Genomic DNA, 15,669 nt, shown 5'->3' on the forward strand with positions numbered 1-15,669 from the left:
CGGGTCTGAGTGGGCTTGGCTCACGCGTCCACGTTAGGCGACGGCTGGACATATTTCGACGGCTGGTGGTGTGGCGTTCGGCGCAGTCGCCCGGTACCGGGCGCCGACGCCCACACCGCGAAGGCGAGCACGCCGTCGAGGATCAGCGCCAGTGCCGCGACCATGAGCGCGCCGGATAGCGCAATGTGAAACTGGCGTACCTTGATGCCGTCGATCAGGTAGCGACCCAGCCCACCGAGGCTGGCGTAGGCCGCCACCGTGGCGGTGGCGACGACTTGCAGCGTCGCGGTCCGCAGCCCACCCACGATCAGCGGCAGCGCGTTGGGCACCTCGACCCGCAGCAGCACCCGCAATTCGCTCATGCCCATGGCGCGGGCCGCGTCGACCACCGTGCGGTCCACCGCTGCCACCCCGGCATACGTTCCCGCCAGCAGCGGCGGAATCCCGAGCAGCATCAGCGCGACGATCGGAGGTATCAAGCCCAGCCCCCAGAGCAGCACAGCCAGGAGCAGCACGCCGAGCGTCGGCAACGCGCGCAATGCGTTGACCAGGCTGACCACCACCAGGGTGCCGCGCCGGGTATGCCCGACGGCCAAACCGATCGGGATGGCAACCAGCGCGGACACCGCCACCGCGGCGGCGGTGTACTCCAGATGCTCCACTGTCCTGGCTGCCAGGCCGACCGGACCGAACCAATTGTCGGCGGTGAACAGATACGACAGCGCCTGGCTGAGGTAGTTCATCGCGAGCCGCCCACCACCGGTGCGGTCAGCAGCCGGCGGTCGGGCCGCGACACCCGGTCCCAGGGTGTGGCCAGCCGGCCGGCCAGCATCAGCGCGACGTCGATCACGACGGCCAGGCCGAAGATGGCGATGATGCCGGCCACGATCTGGTCACTCTTGTTGGCCTGATATCCGTCGGTGAACCAGGTACCCAGGCCGCCGATGCCGATCACCGCGCCGACCGAGACCATTGAGATGTTGGTGACGACGACGACGCGCAAGCCCGCCACCAACACCGGAATAGACAGCGGCAGTTCGACTTTGACCACCCGAGTGATCGGGCGGTAGCCGACGGCGCTGGCCGCGTCGCGCACCTGCGCCGGGACCGCATCGAGCGCCTCCAACACCGCCCGCACCAGCAGCGCGGAGGTGTAAAGCGTCAGCGCCACAACGACATTGGCTTCATCCAGGATTCGGGTCGGGATGATCAGCGGCAGGACCACGAACAGTGCCAGCGACGGAATGGTGAACACCGCGCTGGCGGCCACCGTGGTGAACCGTCGCAGCACCGGAATGCGCCACGTCAGCACACCCCAGGGCAACGCAAACACCAGACCTAGCAGCACCGGAACCAGCGACAGCCGCAGGTGGATGACCGTGAGCGCCCACGCCGCGGGAAGGTGATTGAGCAGATAGTGCACGGCTAATCCCGACGGTGAGAATCCAAGGCGGCCAACACATCACCGGCGCTCACCCCACCGGTGACCTTGCCCGCCTTATCGACGGCCACGCCCATCGCGGCCGGCGACGACAACGCAGCGTCCAGCGCCTGGCTCAGGTTGGCGCCGGGTCGGAACAGCGCGCCGACCGATGTCACGCTGTCACGCAGCGATGCGCCGCCGCGATGCTTGCGAACGCCGTTCGCGTCGATCCAGCCCAATGCCGTGCCGTCGGGTTTGACCACCAGCGCCCAACCGTCGCGTAGCTGCCCCTCGCCGACAGTCGCCGCGTCGGTGACCGTAGGAAGGTGGTGGATCGGCAACTTCGTCGCATCGAGGAACTGCAGCCAGCGGTAGCCACGACCGGCGCCGATCATTCGGGCCACGAAGTCGTTGGCCGGCCGCGACAGCAACCGGGCCGGCTCGTCGTACTGCTGCAAGACACCGCCGCGGGCGAACACCGCGACGCGGTCAGCGAGCCGGATCGCCTCGTCGATGTCGTGCGTGACGAACACGATGGTCTTGTGCAATTCGGCTTGCAGGTGCAGGATTTCGCGCTGCAACTCGTAGCGCACGATCGGGTCCACCGCCGAAAACGGCTCGTCCATCAACAGAATCGGTGGATCCGCCGCCAGCGCGCGCGCGACACCGACGCGCTGCTGTTCGCCGCCGGAGAGCTGCGCCGGGTAGCGCTCGGCCAGCTTGGCGTCCAAGCCCACCCGCTCCAGCACCGCGTAGGCGGCCGTGCGGGCCACTCGGCGCGACTGGCCCTTGAGCACCGGAACGGTCGCGACGTTGTCGATCACCCGCTGATGCGGCATCAGTCCCGCGCCCTGGATCACGTAGCCGATGCCGAGTCGCAGCCGCACCGGATCGACGCCTGCGACGTCAGCGCCGTCGACCACAACCGTCCCCGACGACGGCTCGGCCATCCGGTTGATCATCCGCATCGAAGTCGTCTTACCGCACCCCGACGGTCCGACGAACACCGTCAGCGTTCCTGGGGGCACTTCCAGGTTCAGTCGGTCGACGGCGACGGTGCCGTCGTCAAAGACCTTGTGAACCTCGTGGAAACTGATCACGGTTCAGCTGCCGATCGGGTGGTCGAAGTTGTTGGCATGTATCCATTTGCGGGCCGCCTCGTCGGGGTCCACACCGGAGTTTCCGGACACCGAGGCGTTGAGATTGGCCATCTCACGGCTGGTCAGCCTGGCCGACACCGCGTCCAGCACCTTGGTGAGCCGGTCGGACTTCTTCTGCGAATTCACCAGTGGGACAATATTTTCGGCCAGAAAGTTATGCAGCGGATCATCGAGCGCCATCAGATTTCCCTGCAGCAGCGCCGGTGACGTGCTGAAGATGTTGGCCGCGTTGACCTTTTGCTCCACCAGGGTGCGAACGGTGACGGCCCCTCCCTCGTCGCTGATCGCGACGAAGTTCACCGGAGCGATGTCGAGTCCATAACGCTGTCGAAGCCCTTTCAGCCCGGACGGCCGCACTTGAAAGTCCGAGGACGCGGCGAACTTCACCTGGGCTGAGTACGGGGCGAGGTCGGCGATCGTCCTGAGGTTCCACTTGGCGGCGGTCGCGGTGGTGACCGTAACGGTGTCGGTGTCATACGCCGGCGACGGCGTCAGGATCGACAAGTCCGGCGGCAGCCGTTTGCTCAGCTCCCGCTCGACATCGTCGAGCATCGTCGCGGTGGCATCTGGCTCTAAGTAGAGCAGCAGGTTGCCGACGTACTCTGGCACCAGATCGATCGAATGATCTTTCAGCGCAGGGACATACGTCTCCCGGCTGCCGATGCCCATCTGCCGACCGACGCTGAACCCGTTGGTCTGCAACGTTTGTGCGTAGATCTCGGCGACGATCTTGGACTCCGGAAACCCGGCCGACCCGACCACGATCGAGTTCGGGTCACTCGAGGCGCCGCCGAGCGGATTTGTGCTCCCGCAGGCGGTCGCGGCAAAGCACACGGTAGCCAACCACGCCGCGACGCGGTAACCGCGCAAACGCAGCACGCTCATAGCAACCGACACTAGCGTTGAACGCCTGTCGCGGTGGTTCGGTTCACTTCAGGCCGCAAACGGGTAAAGATGACACTATGAGCAGTGATCCGTCGGTGTCCCCCGAAGAGCCGCCAGTACTACCCGCATCAAGCCCGGGCCGGGTCCCGCCGCCCGAATCAGCGGTGAAGTTCACCCGTACCGCCGGCCTATGGTCGTTCCTTGCCTTGGGTTTCTTCATCCTGATCGTGCTGCTGATCTTCATCACGCAGAACACCTCGCCGGGCGATTTCGCCTTTCTCGGTTGGCACTGGACCCTGCCGCTCGGGGTGGCGATCCTGCTGGCTGCGGTCAGCGGTGGCCTGATCACGTTTCTGGCCGGCACCGCACGGATCTACCAGTTGCGTCGGGCCGCCAAGAAGAACCTCGTGGCGGGCCGCTAGTCAGGGCCCGAAAAATCAAGCCCGGTGCAGTTCAGCGAGGCCGGTCGCGATCAACGGCGCTACTGTCTCGCCGACCCGGTCGGAGGCGGCTTCAGCATCGTTCGCCCCTTCTGACATCCGTCTGCGAAAGTCGATACCGGCCGCGATGATGGCCAGCTTGAAATAGGCCAGCCCCATATAGAAGTTCCAGTGCGCCAACGTGGTCCCGGAGAGCTCCGAATAGCGGTGGGCCAACTCGTCGGCTTCGGGCACCTGCGGTGAGGTCCACGCGGCCTGGGCGTTGATGATCAGGTCGAGCGACGGGTTGCGGTAGACGCACATCAGCGCCGCGTCGCTGAGCGGATCGCCCAACGTGGACAGTTCCCAGTCGACGACCGCACGGACCTGCGACGGGTCGTCGGCATCGAGGATGGTGTTGTCGATCCGGTAGTCGCCGTGCACGATCGACGTCCGACTCTGCCGGGGGACGGCGTCTTGCAGCGCCGCACGCAACCGCGCGACGTCGGCGTCGCGGTCGTCGTCGGGCAGATGCACGTGCTCCCACTGCGAACCCCATCGCCGGACCTGACGTTCCAGGTATCCGCTCGGCTTACCGAAGTCAGCGAGCCCGACGGCGGCCGGGTCGACGGCGTGCAGGTCGGCCAGCACCTTGATCAGCCCGTCGACGCAGGCATCGATGACGTGCTGGTCGCCCATGGCCTCGAGCTCGGCCCGGCTGCGCACCACCTGCCCTGCAACGTATTCGACCATTTGGAACGGCGCTCCGAGCACCGAGTCGTCATTGCACAGCGTGACGGCACGGGCCACCGGAACGTCGGTGCCGGCCAGCCCGGCGACCACGGTGTACTCCCGGGCCATGTCGTGCGCCGAGGGCGTCAGCCCATGCAGCGGCGGCCGGCGCAGCACCCATTTCGACGAGTCGTCGGCGATCACAAAGGTCAGGTTGGAGCGGCCCCCGGAGATCAGCTGTCCGGTCAGCTGCCCGTGCCGGCTCACGCCGACCGATCGCAGATGCTTGTCCAGCGCAGGGAGGTCAAGCCCTTCTAGAGTCACGGGACTTGTTTACCAGGTCTAACTGCCGGACTCGCCCCCTAGCCGCTCCGCGGCTGGGAGGTACCCCCACCTCAGCCGTTGCCGGCTGCATCGTCGTTCCGGCGGGCGGTGTCACGCCGGTTGCGCGGCAGCAGGTCCCACACGTGTTCGGTGCCATTCACCGTGACCACGCTGGCCTGACCGGACCGGGAGAACAGCAGCCGGGTCACCGAGACGTAGTCGATCGGAAACGACAAAATGCGTCGCGTCCCGAGAATCTCGTGCAGCACCACGTTGATCACCCCGCCGTGGCTGAACACCGCGACGGTGTCGTCGTGCTCGGCGGTTGCGGCGACATTGTCGATGGCGGCCTGCACCCGCGCCCGAAACGCGTCCTCGTCGACAGAGCTCGGCAGGTGCCCGCTGGCCATCCGCGCCCACTCTCGCGGGTTCTCCGCGCGGATCTGTTCGATCGGGATGTAGACCGGCAACTCCCGGTCGTATTCGGCGAAGCGGTCATCGACCTCGATGTCCAACCCTCGCGCTGCAGCGACCGGTTCCGCCGTCTGCACCGCGCGGCGCTGCGGGCTGCTGATCACCCGGGTGATCGGAAAGCGGGCAAGCGCCTCCGGCAGACGCGCGACCTGCGCCAGCCCCTCGTCGGAGAGTTTCGGGTCGGCTCCCTGGTCGGGCTCGCTGCGAAGCGGCAACGCATGCCGGACCAGAAGCAACTGCATCCGCATAGCTTTTCACGGGCTCTGACGGCCTTGCCATTCCGACGGAGAATGCTATTCTCCGGACGGAGATCGGGGTGTGCAGATGCTGGACGCAGAGAAACTCGGACGCTGGCTGGACACGAACCGCGCTCCCGGCGACGGTGAGCTGCCACGGCTCGAGACGTTGTCCGGCGGTTCGCAGAACACGCTGTATCTGATCCACCGGGGCGGCGAGCGCATGGTGCTGCGCATGCCCGGCGAGCGCGCCGACGCTGCGCGTATCGACGGCTTGCTCCGCGAGATCCGGTTGGTCCGCGCCCTGCGGGGTACCGACGTACCCCACGCCGAATTGATCGCCGACGACGGCGGCGAGCTGTTCGGCAAGCCGTTCTACGTGATGCAGGCGATCGACGGCTGGAGCCCGATGGACGGCGGCTGGGAGGCCCCATTCGACGGCGACCTGACCGCGCGGCGCGACCTGGCATTCGAGCTCGTCGAGGGCGCGGCCAAGCTGGGCCGAGTCGATTGGCGAGCCCAAGGTTTGGACGGTTTCGGACGGCCGCACGGATTCCACGACCGGCAGGTCGATCGCTGGCGGGCCTTCCTCGACAGCTACCAGGTGCGCGAGCTGCCCGGGCTCGACGAGGCCGCGGACTGGCTGACCCGCAACCGGCCGGCGCACTACACGCCGGGCATCATGCACGGCGACTACCAGTTCGCCAACGTCATGTTCGCCCACGGCAGCCCGGCCCGGCTGGCGGCGATCGTGGACTGGGAGATGACCACGGTCGGCGATCCACTGCTGGATCTGGCCTGGTGCCTGCTGGGCTACGACGGCGAAAACCCGAAGCAAGACGGGTTTTATCTCGACATGGCGGGGATGCCGACACGCAGCGACTTGCTCGAGCGCTACGAGAAGGTCAGCGGGCTGTCGACCGAACACATCGACTACTACCTGGTGCTGGCCAACTGGAAGCTCGGCATCGTGCTGGAGAAGACCTACGCTGCGGGAGTGCGCAGCGGCAAGGTCGACCCGAAGATCCAGGACGCGTTCGGGGCGATGGTCCCGCAACTGATCGCCACCGCGGCCGCGATGGCCGGGGCGCTCAAATGAGTCGCGCCGACGACGATTCAGAGCGCAGCGATGAGGAGGAGCGGCGCGAATGAGTTATGCCGAGAAGCTTTTCGACCTCACCGGCCAGACTGTACTGATCACCGGCGGCAGCCGTGGGCTGGGCCGGGAGATGGCTTTCGGCGTCGCGCGCTGCGGTGCCGACGTGGTGATCGCCAGCCGCAAAATGGAGAACTGCGTCGCGGTCGCCGACGAGATCGAAAGTGAGACCGGTCGCACGGCGATGCCCTATCAGGTGCACGTCGGTCGCTGGGATCAACTCGACGGACTCGTCGACGCGGTGTACGAGCGGTTCGGCAAGGTCGACACCTTGATCAACAATGCCGGCATGTCACCGCTGTACGACAAGCTGACCGACGTCACCGAGAAACTGTTCGACGCCGTGGTGAATCTGAACCTCAAGGGTCCGTTTCGGTTGTCCGCGTTGGTCGGCGAGCGGATGGTGGCGGCCGGTCGCGGGTCCATCATCAACGTGAGCACCGCGGGCTCGCTACGCCCCGCGCCAGACATCATCCCGTACGCGTCGTCGAAGGCCGGGCTCAACGCGATGACCGAGGGCTTCGCGCGGGCACTCGGGCCGAAGGTCCGGGTCAACACGCTGATGGCCGGCCCCTTCCTCACCGACGTCAGCAAGTCGTGGAATATCGAGCAGGCCGCGCACAATCCGTTCGGCAGCCTGTCGTTGCAGCGGGCCGGCAACCCAGCCGAAATCGTAGGTGGCGCATTGTTTTTAGCCTCCGACGCATCCAGTTTCACCACCGGCTCGATCGTGCGGGCCGACGGTGGAATCCCCTGATTTTCCTCAACCAACGTAGGAGCATTCGACATGGCATGGGACTTCTCCACCGAACCGGAATTCGCCGAGAAGCTCGACTGGATCCGCGAGTTCGTTCGCGAGGAGGTCGAGCCGCTGGAGGTGCTGTTCCCCGGTTGCGAATTCTTGCCGCTCAACGACGAGCGGCGCAGAATCATCGACCCACTCAAACAGCAGGTCCGCGACCAAGGTCTCTGGGCGCCGCACCTCGGGCCGGAACTCGGCGGCCAGGGCTTCGGCGCAGTCAAGCTCACGCTGATCAACGAGATCCTGGGCCGTAGCCCGTGGGCGCCGATCGTGTTCGGGACCCAGGCGCCCGACACCGGCAACGCCGAGATCATCGCCCGCTTCGGCACTGAAGACCAGAAGGACCGCTACCTGTCCGGCCTGCTGTCCGGCGAGATCTTCTCCTGTTTCTCGATGACCGAGCCGCAGGGTGGGGCCGACCCCAGGGTCTTCACCACCACGGCCCGGCGTGCCACGCCGGAAGATGATGCCGACTGGGTGATCACCGGACGAAAGTACTTCTCCAGCAACGCATCCGTCGCTTCGTTCTTCATCGTCGTCGCGATCACCAACCCTGACGTCGCGGTCCATCATGGCGCATCGACCTTCCTGATCCCGGCGAACACCCCGGGGCTCAAGATCGAAGCGAACCACCACCTGTTCGGCGCCGACCCGCACGAGCCGGGCCATTCGCTGGTCCATTACGACGACGTGCGGGTGCCGTCCAGTGCGCTGCTCGGCGAGGCCGGCCAGGGCTTCCTGATCCTGCAGACCCGGCTGGCCGGCGGCCGGCTCCACCACGCGATGCGCGCGATCGGAATGGCCCAGCGCACTGTGGAAATGATGGCGCGGCGCGCCAAAAGCCGGTTCACGCAAGGTGCTTTGCTGGCCGACAAGCAGTTGGTACAGCAGTTTGTCGCCGACTCCTACACCGAGCTGACGCCCTTCCGGTTGACCGTGCTGCACGCCGCCTGGCTGATCGACAGCGGCGACGAGCACGGTGCCCGCGCCGAGATCGCGACGTGCAAGATCCTTGCCTCGCAGGTACTGAAATCGATTGCACTACGGGCCATTCAGGTGCACGGCGCACTCGGGCTCACCGACCAGATGCCGCTGGTCAACGTCCTGCTGGGCGGCATCGCACTCGGCCTGGCCGATGGTCCGACCGAGGCTCACAAGGTGAACCTGGCCCGGATGCTGCTCAAGAACGTCGAAGCCGAGAGTGCCGAGTGGCCCAGCGAAATGCTCGACGTCCGCCGCGAGGCCGTCCGCGCCAAATACGGTGCCGCCCTTGTCTGACAGAGCGTTGGCCAGTAGCCGCGTCACCGCAGCTGTCGAGCGTGCGCTCGACGACCGTCAGCGGGACGCGACCGAGGAGGTCGAACGCATTCTGGCCGCCGCGGTGCGGGTGATGGAACGGGTGGCGCCGGAACCGCCGCGGGTCAGTGACATCGTCACCGAGGCGGGCTCGTCGAACAAGGCGTTCTACCGCTATTTCGCCGGTAAAGACGACGTGATCCTCGCTGTGATGGAACGCGGCGTCGGAATCGTCGTCTCGTACCTGCAGCACCAGATGACCAAGGAACGTACACCTGCGGGCCGGGTGCGGCGTTGGATCGAGGGGGCCCTCGCGCAGGTCGCCGATCCACACCTGATCAGCATGAGTCGTGCTGCTGCCGGCCAGGTTTCGGGCACGGCCGACTGGCGGGTCGCCGACGACGCGATCATGCGGCCGATGCGCGATCTGCTCGTCGACCCGATTGCGGCGTTGGGCAGCAACGACATTCAGCGTGACACCGACGCCGTGTTTTACTCCACGGTGTCGGCGATGCGGCGCTATCTGGATTCCGCACAGCGGCCCGCCCCGGCCGATGTCGATCACGTGGTGACGTTCTGCTTGCGTGGACTGGGAGTGAGCTGATGCGCGCCGTTGTCTGTCACGCCTACGGACCGCCGGAAGACCTTGTCGTCGACGAGGTCGCCGATCCGGTGCCGGGACCGGGTCAGGTGCTCGTCCGGGTGCACGCGGCGGCGATCAATTTCCCCGACGTGCTGATGATCCAAGGCAAGTACCAGGTCAAGGCTCCGGTGCCGTTCACGCCGGGCAGTGAGCTGGCCGGTGAGGTGATCGCGGTCGGTGGAGGAGCAACATTCACTCCGGGTCAACGGGTTTCGGCGACCACGTTCGTCGGGGGGCTCGCCGAGCAGGTGCTGCTGCACTCGATGATGGTGACCGGAATTCCCGACGGCGTCGACTTCGCGTCTGCCGCCGCATTCGGCGTCACCTACCGCACGGCCTACCACGCGCTGCGATCGATTGCCACCGTCCAACCGGGCGATTGGGTGGTCGTTTTGGGTGCCGCGGGCGGCGTGGGCCTCGCGGCCGTGGACCTCGCGGTGGCGATGAAAGCGCGGGTGCTGGCCGCCGCGTCGAGCCCGGAGAAGCTCGAGCTCTGTAGGCAGCGCGGCGCGGAAGCGACGGTCGATTACGACCGGGAAGACCTGAAGACGCGTATTCGCGAGCTCACCGGCGACGACGCCCGGGTGGTGCTCGACCCGGTCGGCGGAAGCTACGCCGAGCCCGCGCTACGAGCCCTCGCCCGCGGCGGCACCTTCGTCACGCTGGGCTACGCCGCGGGCGCAATCCCAGCCATTCCGCTGAACCTCGTCTTGCTCAAGGGAATCACGGTCCGCGGCATGGAGATTCGTACGTTCGTCACCGACAGCCCGGACGACTCCGCTCGCGACATGCGGGAGTTGACCGAGATGTTCGCCACCGGAATCATCTCACCCTATATCGGTGCGCGGTTCCCGCTTGCCGACACCGCGGCGGCGTTACGGCTTGTCGCCGACCGTAAGGCGATCGGCAAGGTGGTTATCGACGTGCCATGACATTCCGCGAAGGAGCTCGCAGCGTCACGGCGTGACGATGTTGAAGGACGGGTCGGCCCGGTCGAGCACGCCGAGGAACTGCTGCAGGGCGGCCTGGTCGCCAGCGAGCTCGAATCCCGGTGACGTGACATCCCCCATTCCGAGCATCACCAGGCAAAAAGCATTGTCCAGCTTGATCGTCGCGGCTGCTGTGCCCGCGTCGGCGGGCGCCCGACGATGCACCAGCACACCGTTACGCAATGCGAGCCGGTAGTTCGCCTCGCGATCGGCCAACGTGACGTCGATGACGATGTCCAGATCCCAGGCCCGCGGCCCGTTGATGCTGATGGCCAGGCCGTCGAAGATCTGCTCCGGCGTCAGCGCAGACATCAGCGTCGGCGAGTTGGCCTGGGTCGCGGTGCCGAAGTTCCCGTCGCGCAACTCGGTTGCCCCGGAGAGGAAAAAATTGCGCCACGTCGCATTCTCCGCGCCGAACGCCAACCGTTCCAACGTGATCGCCAGCAGCGCGCGGGCGCCGGGATGGGTCTCGTCGGCGAAAACCGCGTGGTCGAGCAGCGTTGCCGCCCAACGTAAGTCGCCGGAGTCGAATGCCTGCTGGGCGAGTTCGACGACCCGGTCGATGCCGCCGATCGCCTCGACGTACCGGCCGGCCAGCGCTTCCGGCGGGTGCGGCCACAGCCGGGTCGGGTTGCCGTCGAACCAGCCCATGTAGCGCTGGTAGATCGCCTTGACGTTGTGGTTCACCGAACCGTAGTACCCGTGGGTGTGCCAGGCCCGCTCCAGCGCCGGCGGCATCTGCATGGTCTCGGCGATCTCGGCCCCGGTGTGGCCCTGGTTGAGCAGCCGCAGCGTCTGGTCGTGCAGATACGCGTACAGATCACGTTGCAGCGAAAGGAATTCGACCACCCGCTCGGGTCCCCACGTCGGCCAGTGATGCGATGCGAACACCACATCGGTCCGGTCGGCGAACGAATCGATCGCCTCAGTCAGGTACCCGGCCCACGCGTGCGGATCGCGGACCAGCGCACCGCGCAGCGTCAACAGATTGTGCAGGTTGTGCGTGGCGTTCTCAGCCATGCACAGCGCGCGGAATTGCGGAAAGTAGAAGTGCATTTCAGCCGGCGCCTCGGTGCCCGGCGCCATCTGAAACTCGATCTCTACCCCGTCGATGGTGTGGGTTTCACCCGTGCTCGCAACGTCGACGGTCGGCACGATCAGCGCTACCTCGCCCTGCGACGGCACTTGTCCCAAACCGCAACCGACATGTCCTTCCGGCCCCCGCACCAGCAGGGTGCCGTACATGTAGCTGGCGCGGCGCGTCATCGCGGGACCGGCATAGACGTTCTCCTGCACGACGTGCTCGGTGAACCCTTCCGGCGCCAGCACCGCCACCCTGCCGGCGTCGACGTCGGCCTGTGAAGTCACGCCCAGCACGCCGCCGAAATGGTCGACGTGGCTATGGGTGTAGATCACCGCGACGACGGGCCGATCGCCCCGGTGGGTGCGGTACAGCTGCCGCGCCGCGGCGGCCACCTCGGTGGAGACAAGCGGGTCGATGACGATCAGCCCGGTGTCTGACTCGACGAAGCTGATGTTGGACAGATCCAGGCCGCGAACCTGGTAGATGCCGGGCACGACTTCGTAGAGGCCTTGTTTGGCGGTCAGCTGGCACTGACGCCACAGGCTCGGGTGCACCGTCGGCGGGACGTCGCCGGACAGGAAGGCGTACGCATCGTTGTCCCACACCACCCGGCCGTCGGCCGCGGTGACAACACACGGCGTCAGCGCACCGATGAATCCCCGGTCCGCGTCGGCGAAATCGGCGGTGTCGTCGAACGGCAGTGAGTCCACTGGCTGATCATCGCAGCCTCGCTGAGCCGGGACTGGCCAAACGAGAAGCCGACTGGCAAACGTCCGGTAAAGCGCGCGCATGCCCTCTCAACAGGCAGCTCAAATTTTGCCGAAAGGCTATCCGCGGTTTCAGCAAAGCTGCATACTGCCGAAACGGCACGTCATTGCCGACGGGCCGCAACCTCAACAAAGGAGTACCGGGTGAAGCGTTCAGTAACGGTCGCGGCCGCGGCGACGGCGATTGTCGTCGTGGGTCTGTCTGGCTGTTCGAGTGACAAGAAGTCGTCGGGCGGTTCTAGTAGCGCGTCGAACTCGAGTAGCGGCGCCACCGCCTCGAGTGGCTCGTCGACAGCGAAGGTCACCATCGACGGCAAAGACCAGAACGTGCAGGGCACCGTCGCCTGCACGTCAGCCGCCGGCACCGAGAACATCGCTATCGGTGGAGCCCAAACCGGCATCGGTGTCGTGCTGACCGACGCCAGCCCGCCAGTGGTGAAGTCCGTCGGTTTGGGCAACGTCGGCGGGGTGACGCTTGGCTACACTTCGGGCGTTCCCGGCGCGGGCAAGGCCGAAGCCACCAAAGACGGCAGCAAGTACAAGATCAGCGGGACCGCGACCGGGGTGGACATGGCCAACCCGATGCAGCCCGTGAACAAGTCCTTCGAAATCGATGTGACCTGCCCCTAGGGCGGGGTCCAGCGGATATAGGACGGACTCAGCCGACACGGCAGCGACGACCCGGCGTCGCTGTCGTCCGGGGGGATCCGCCTCAGGATGGTCAATCCTGTTGCACCAGCAACCCTCTCACGACTCAGCGGACAGTGGCAATCGGACCTCGAAGTCGGTGTGGCCTGGCGCGCTCTCCAAGGTGATCGTGCCGTGGTGTGCCCTGACCACCGCCGAGACGATCGCCAGGCCCAATCCTGTGCTGCCGCCCTTGCGGGATCGCGAAGTGTCGCCGCGGGCAAACCGCTCGAACACTTCTGACTGCAGCTGCTGCGGAATGCCCGGGCCATTGTCTCGCACGCTCAGCACGGCATGCGTGGCGTCCGTGCCCAATAGAGTGGTCACGACGGTGCCCGCGCCGGTGTGGACGCGGGCGTTGGCCAGTAGGTTGGTCATCACCTGGTGCAGCCGCGCCGCGTCGCCCGCCACCATCACCGGCTCTTCGGGCAGATCGAGCTCCCACTGATGATCCGGGCCGGCGACGTGCGCGTCGCTGACGGCGTCTACGGCGACCCGGGACAGATCGACCGCCCCGCGTTCCAGCGGACGGCCGGAGTCCAAGCGTGCTAGCAGCAGCAGATCCTCGACGAGATGGGTCATCCGTTCGGTTTCGGACTGCACGCGGTTCATCGCATGCGTGACGGCCTCGGCGTCACCGGGGTATTGGCCCACCCGCTGGGCCAACTCGGTGTAGCCCCGGATGGCGGCCAGCGGGGTGCGCAACTCGTGGCTGGCGTCGGCGACGAACTGGCGCACTCGCGTCTCACTGGCTTGGCGCGCCGACAGCGCGGCACTGACATGGTCGAGCATCTGGTTGAGCGCTGATCCGAGTTGGCCAACTTCGGTGCGCGGGTTGGCATCTGACTCCAGAACCCGCACCGGCAACGTCACCTCACCACGGTCCAGCGGCAGGTCGACGACCTCGCCTGCGGTTTGGGCGACGCGGCGCAGCGGCGCCAGCGCCCGCCGGATGATCACGACGCCTGCCGTGGTGGCCGCGGCGACAGCGATCGCGGTGACGACGCCGAAGATCAGCAGCACGCGGATCATGGTGGCGTCCACATCGGCCATCGACAAGCCGGTGATGATGACGTCACCGGTGCGGCGGGCGTAGGCGGCGACTACCCGGTACCGGCCCAAGCCGTCGATGTCCCGGGTCACCGGTGGCCGGTCGACCGCGACCTTGCCGAGCTCACGCCGGGCCGCGTCGGTCACGGCGGCACGTCCGCCGGCCGCTGTCAGGTAACCGGCCTCGATGTCGCCGCCGTTTTTGACCACCGCCCCGGCCATGCCCACCGGTTGAGCCGGAGCGTCCAGAAAGACCGGGCCCGGCCCGGGCCGGGGAAACGGTCGCGGATGATGCCGCCCCGGCGCCGTGGGCGGCTCGGCGAAGATCCGCACCGAGCGCTGCGACGCATCGTGCAGCTGCGTGTCGAGCTGCGCCAGTAGGTACTTGTACAGCGCGAGTTCGGTTGCCGCGCCGATGCCGACGCAGACGATGACAAGAACGACGAGCTGACCGACCAACAGGCGAAACCGAAGGGACCAGCCCCCACCCATGGCTAGCGAGCCGGCTTGAGGACGTAGCCGGCGCCGCGCAGCGTGTGAATCATGGGCTCGTGCCCGTTGTCGATCTTCTTGCGTAAATAGGAGATGTACAGCTCGACGATGTTGGACCGACCACCGAAGTCGTAACTCCACACCCGGTCCAGAATCTGCGCCTTGCTCAGAACTCGTTTGGAGTTGCGCATCATGAAACGCAACAGCTCGAATTCGGTGGACGTCAATGAGATCGGCTCACCGGCGCGGGTCACCTCGTGGCTGTCTTCGTTGAGCACCAGATCGCCGACGACAAGCTGCGCGCCGCTGTCCTCGGTCGTCACCCCGGTGCGGCGCAGCAATGCGCGCAGCCGCAGTACGACTTCTTCCAAGCTGAACGGTTTGGTGACGTAGTCGTCGCCACCGGCAGTCAGACCCGCGATGCGGTCCTCGACCGCATCCTTCGCGGTCAGTAGCAATACCGGCAGCTGCGGGGTCTCTTCGCGAAGTTTTCGTAGCACATCCAGCCCGCTCATGTCCGGAAGCATCACGTCGAGAACGACGACGTCCGGCCGCTGCAAACGGGCCGAATCCAATGCCGACGCACCGTCACCCGCGGTCGCGATGTTCCAGCCTTCGTAGCGCAACGCCATCGAGACCATCTCAGCGAGAACGGGTTCGTCGTCGACAACCAGAACGTTGATCGGATTTCCGTCGGCGCGGCGCATGACGACCCGTTCCACGGGGGCTTGGGCGACGGGGGCTTGGCCGACGGGGGCTTGGGGTTGGCTCACAACTACAAAGTATGCGCAGTCCGATGAGGCATTGCTATGGCGCTACTGTGTGTCCGCTGTGAGCCAACCCAGCCGCAGGTCAGCCTCTAGAACCAGACTTTTCGACCGCCCACCGGCCGGCCGACGGCGCCGAGGATGAACAGAATCACACCGATGAGCACCAGAACGCCGCCGATGGTGTACAGGATGTGGAGGGTGGGAACGACAGCTCCCACGACGATCAAGATAATTCCAAGCACGATCATGATTGACTCCTTTTCAGTTGTTAGTAATTTTC

The 15,669-nt window shown here is 66.2% G+C and carries 17 protein-coding genes; 7 read left to right on the forward strand and 10 right to left on the reverse strand.

From position 1 onward, the window contains the following. Nucleotides 1-20: 20 nt before the first annotated feature. Genes ACQY5A_RS06945 through ACQY5A_RS06960 form a run of 4 tightly spaced genes read right to left on the reverse strand, consistent with a single transcriptional unit; the run spans nucleotide 21 to nucleotide 3,468 of the window. A complete protein-coding gene (locus ACQY5A_RS06945; protein ID WP_428339642.1) occupies nucleotides 21-743 on the reverse strand; it encodes an ABC transporter permease in 723 nt (240 codons plus the stop codon). After that, on the reverse strand, nucleotides 740-1,423 hold the full coding sequence (locus tag ACQY5A_RS06950; protein WP_428339643.1) for an ABC transporter permease: 684 nt from the start codon (nucleotides 1,421-1,423) through the stop codon (nucleotides 740-742). Before ACQY5A_RS06950 ends, ACQY5A_RS06945 begins: the two co-directional genes overlap by 4 nt. A 2-nt stretch (nucleotides 1,424-1,425) precedes the next feature. Then, nucleotides 1,426-2,523, reverse strand: a complete 1,098-nt coding sequence (locus tag ACQY5A_RS06955; protein ID WP_428339644.1) for an ABC transporter ATP-binding protein — start codon at nucleotides 2,521-2,523, stop codon at nucleotides 1,426-1,428. A 3-nt stretch (nucleotides 2,524-2,526) separates the two neighbouring features. After that, nucleotides 2,527-3,468, reverse strand: coding sequence for an ABC transporter substrate-binding protein (locus ACQY5A_RS06960; protein WP_428339645.1), 942 nt, complete (start codon nucleotides 3,466-3,468; stop codon nucleotides 2,527-2,529). 77 nt (nucleotides 3,469-3,545) lie between these two features. On the opposite strand from ACQY5A_RS06960, the gene ACQY5A_RS06965 reads away from it, so the two are divergent. Then, complete coding sequence (locus ACQY5A_RS06965; protein WP_428339646.1) at nucleotides 3,546-3,890, forward strand: LapA family protein; 345 nt, start codon at nucleotides 3,546-3,548, stop codon at nucleotides 3,888-3,890. Nucleotides 3,891-3,905: 15 nt separating this feature from the next. Here the strand turns inward: ACQY5A_RS06965 and ACQY5A_RS06970 are convergent, their stop codons facing one another. Then, nucleotides 3,906-4,943, reverse strand: a complete 1,038-nt coding sequence (locus ACQY5A_RS06970; protein ID WP_428339647.1) for a phosphotransferase family protein — start codon at nucleotides 4,941-4,943, stop codon at nucleotides 3,906-3,908. A 71-nt stretch (nucleotides 4,944-5,014) separates the two neighbouring features. Further along, nucleotides 5,015-5,659, reverse strand: coding sequence for a histidine phosphatase family protein (locus tag ACQY5A_RS06975; protein ID WP_428339648.1), 645 nt, complete (start codon nucleotides 5,657-5,659; stop codon nucleotides 5,015-5,017). 82 nt (nucleotides 5,660-5,741) lie between these two features. Here ACQY5A_RS06975 and ACQY5A_RS06980 point away from each other — a divergent pair, with 82 nt between their 5' ends. The 5 genes from ACQY5A_RS06980 to ACQY5A_RS07000 are packed head-to-tail and all read left to right on the forward strand — an operon-like array spanning nucleotide 5,742 to nucleotide 10,482. Beyond that, nucleotides 5,742-6,752 carry a phosphotransferase family protein gene (locus ACQY5A_RS06980; protein ID WP_428339649.1) on the forward strand — a complete coding sequence of 337 codons (1,011 nt, stop codon included), beginning with the start codon at nucleotides 5,742-5,744 and terminating at the stop codon, nucleotides 6,750-6,752. A gap of 49 nt (nucleotides 6,753-6,801) precedes the next feature. Beyond that, the gene (locus tag ACQY5A_RS06985; protein WP_428339650.1) at nucleotides 6,802-7,566 is read left to right on the forward strand and encodes an SDR family NAD(P)-dependent oxidoreductase; all 765 of its coding nucleotides are present in this window, start codon (nucleotides 6,802-6,804) and stop codon (nucleotides 7,564-7,566) included. A 30-nt stretch (nucleotides 7,567-7,596) separates the two neighbouring features. Then, on the forward strand, nucleotides 7,597-8,889 hold the full coding sequence (locus ACQY5A_RS06990) for an acyl-CoA dehydrogenase family protein (protein WP_428339651.1): 1,293 nt from the start codon (nucleotides 7,597-7,599) through the stop codon (nucleotides 8,887-8,889). Next, nucleotides 8,882-9,511, forward strand: coding sequence for a TetR/AcrR family transcriptional regulator (locus ACQY5A_RS06995; protein ID WP_428339652.1), 630 nt, complete (start codon nucleotides 8,882-8,884; stop codon nucleotides 9,509-9,511). Before ACQY5A_RS06990 ends, ACQY5A_RS06995 begins: the two co-directional genes overlap by 8 nt. Then, complete coding sequence (locus tag ACQY5A_RS07000) at nucleotides 9,511-10,482, forward strand: NADPH:quinone oxidoreductase family protein (RefSeq protein WP_428339653.1); 972 nt, start codon at nucleotides 9,511-9,513, stop codon at nucleotides 10,480-10,482. Before ACQY5A_RS06995 ends, ACQY5A_RS07000 begins: the two co-directional genes overlap by 1 nt. A gap of 24 nt (nucleotides 10,483-10,506) precedes the next feature. Here the strand turns inward: ACQY5A_RS07000 and ACQY5A_RS07005 are convergent, their stop codons facing one another. Further along, nucleotides 10,507-12,333 (reverse strand): alkyl/aryl-sulfatase, encoded by a 1,827-nt coding sequence (locus ACQY5A_RS07005; RefSeq protein ID WP_428339654.1) that lies wholly within the window; start codon nucleotides 12,331-12,333, stop codon nucleotides 10,507-10,509. A gap of 201 nt (nucleotides 12,334-12,534) precedes the next feature. Here ACQY5A_RS07005 and ACQY5A_RS07010 point away from each other — a divergent pair, with 201 nt between their 5' ends. Beyond that, nucleotides 12,535-13,020: a lipoprotein LpqH gene (locus ACQY5A_RS07010; RefSeq protein ID WP_428339655.1), complete on the forward strand. Its 486-nt coding sequence runs from the start codon at nucleotides 12,535-12,537 to the stop codon at nucleotides 13,018-13,020. 117 nt (nucleotides 13,021-13,137) lie between these two features. On the opposite strand, the gene ACQY5A_RS07015 is transcribed toward ACQY5A_RS07010, so the two are convergent. The 3 genes from ACQY5A_RS07015 to ACQY5A_RS07025 form a co-directional block, all read right to left on the reverse strand. After that, nucleotides 13,138-14,619 (reverse strand): sensor histidine kinase, encoded by a 1,482-nt coding sequence (locus tag ACQY5A_RS07015; RefSeq protein WP_428339656.1) that lies wholly within the window; start codon nucleotides 14,617-14,619, stop codon nucleotides 13,138-13,140. Between the two features lie 2 nt (nucleotides 14,620-14,621). Next, nucleotides 14,622-15,326: a response regulator transcription factor gene (locus tag ACQY5A_RS07020; RefSeq protein WP_428339933.1), complete on the reverse strand. Its 705-nt coding sequence runs from the start codon at nucleotides 15,324-15,326 to the stop codon at nucleotides 14,622-14,624. A gap of 152 nt (nucleotides 15,327-15,478) precedes the next feature. Continuing rightward, the gene (locus tag ACQY5A_RS07025; protein ID WP_292990577.1) at nucleotides 15,479-15,637 is read right to left on the reverse strand and encodes a DUF6131 family protein; all 159 of its coding nucleotides are present in this window, start codon (nucleotides 15,635-15,637) and stop codon (nucleotides 15,479-15,481) included. Between the last annotated feature and the right edge of the window lie 32 nt (nucleotides 15,638-15,669).

The organism is Mycobacterium sp., assembly GCF_965277065.1.
Classification (GTDB): domain Bacteria; phylum Actinomycetota; class Actinomycetes; order Mycobacteriales; family Mycobacteriaceae; genus Mycobacterium.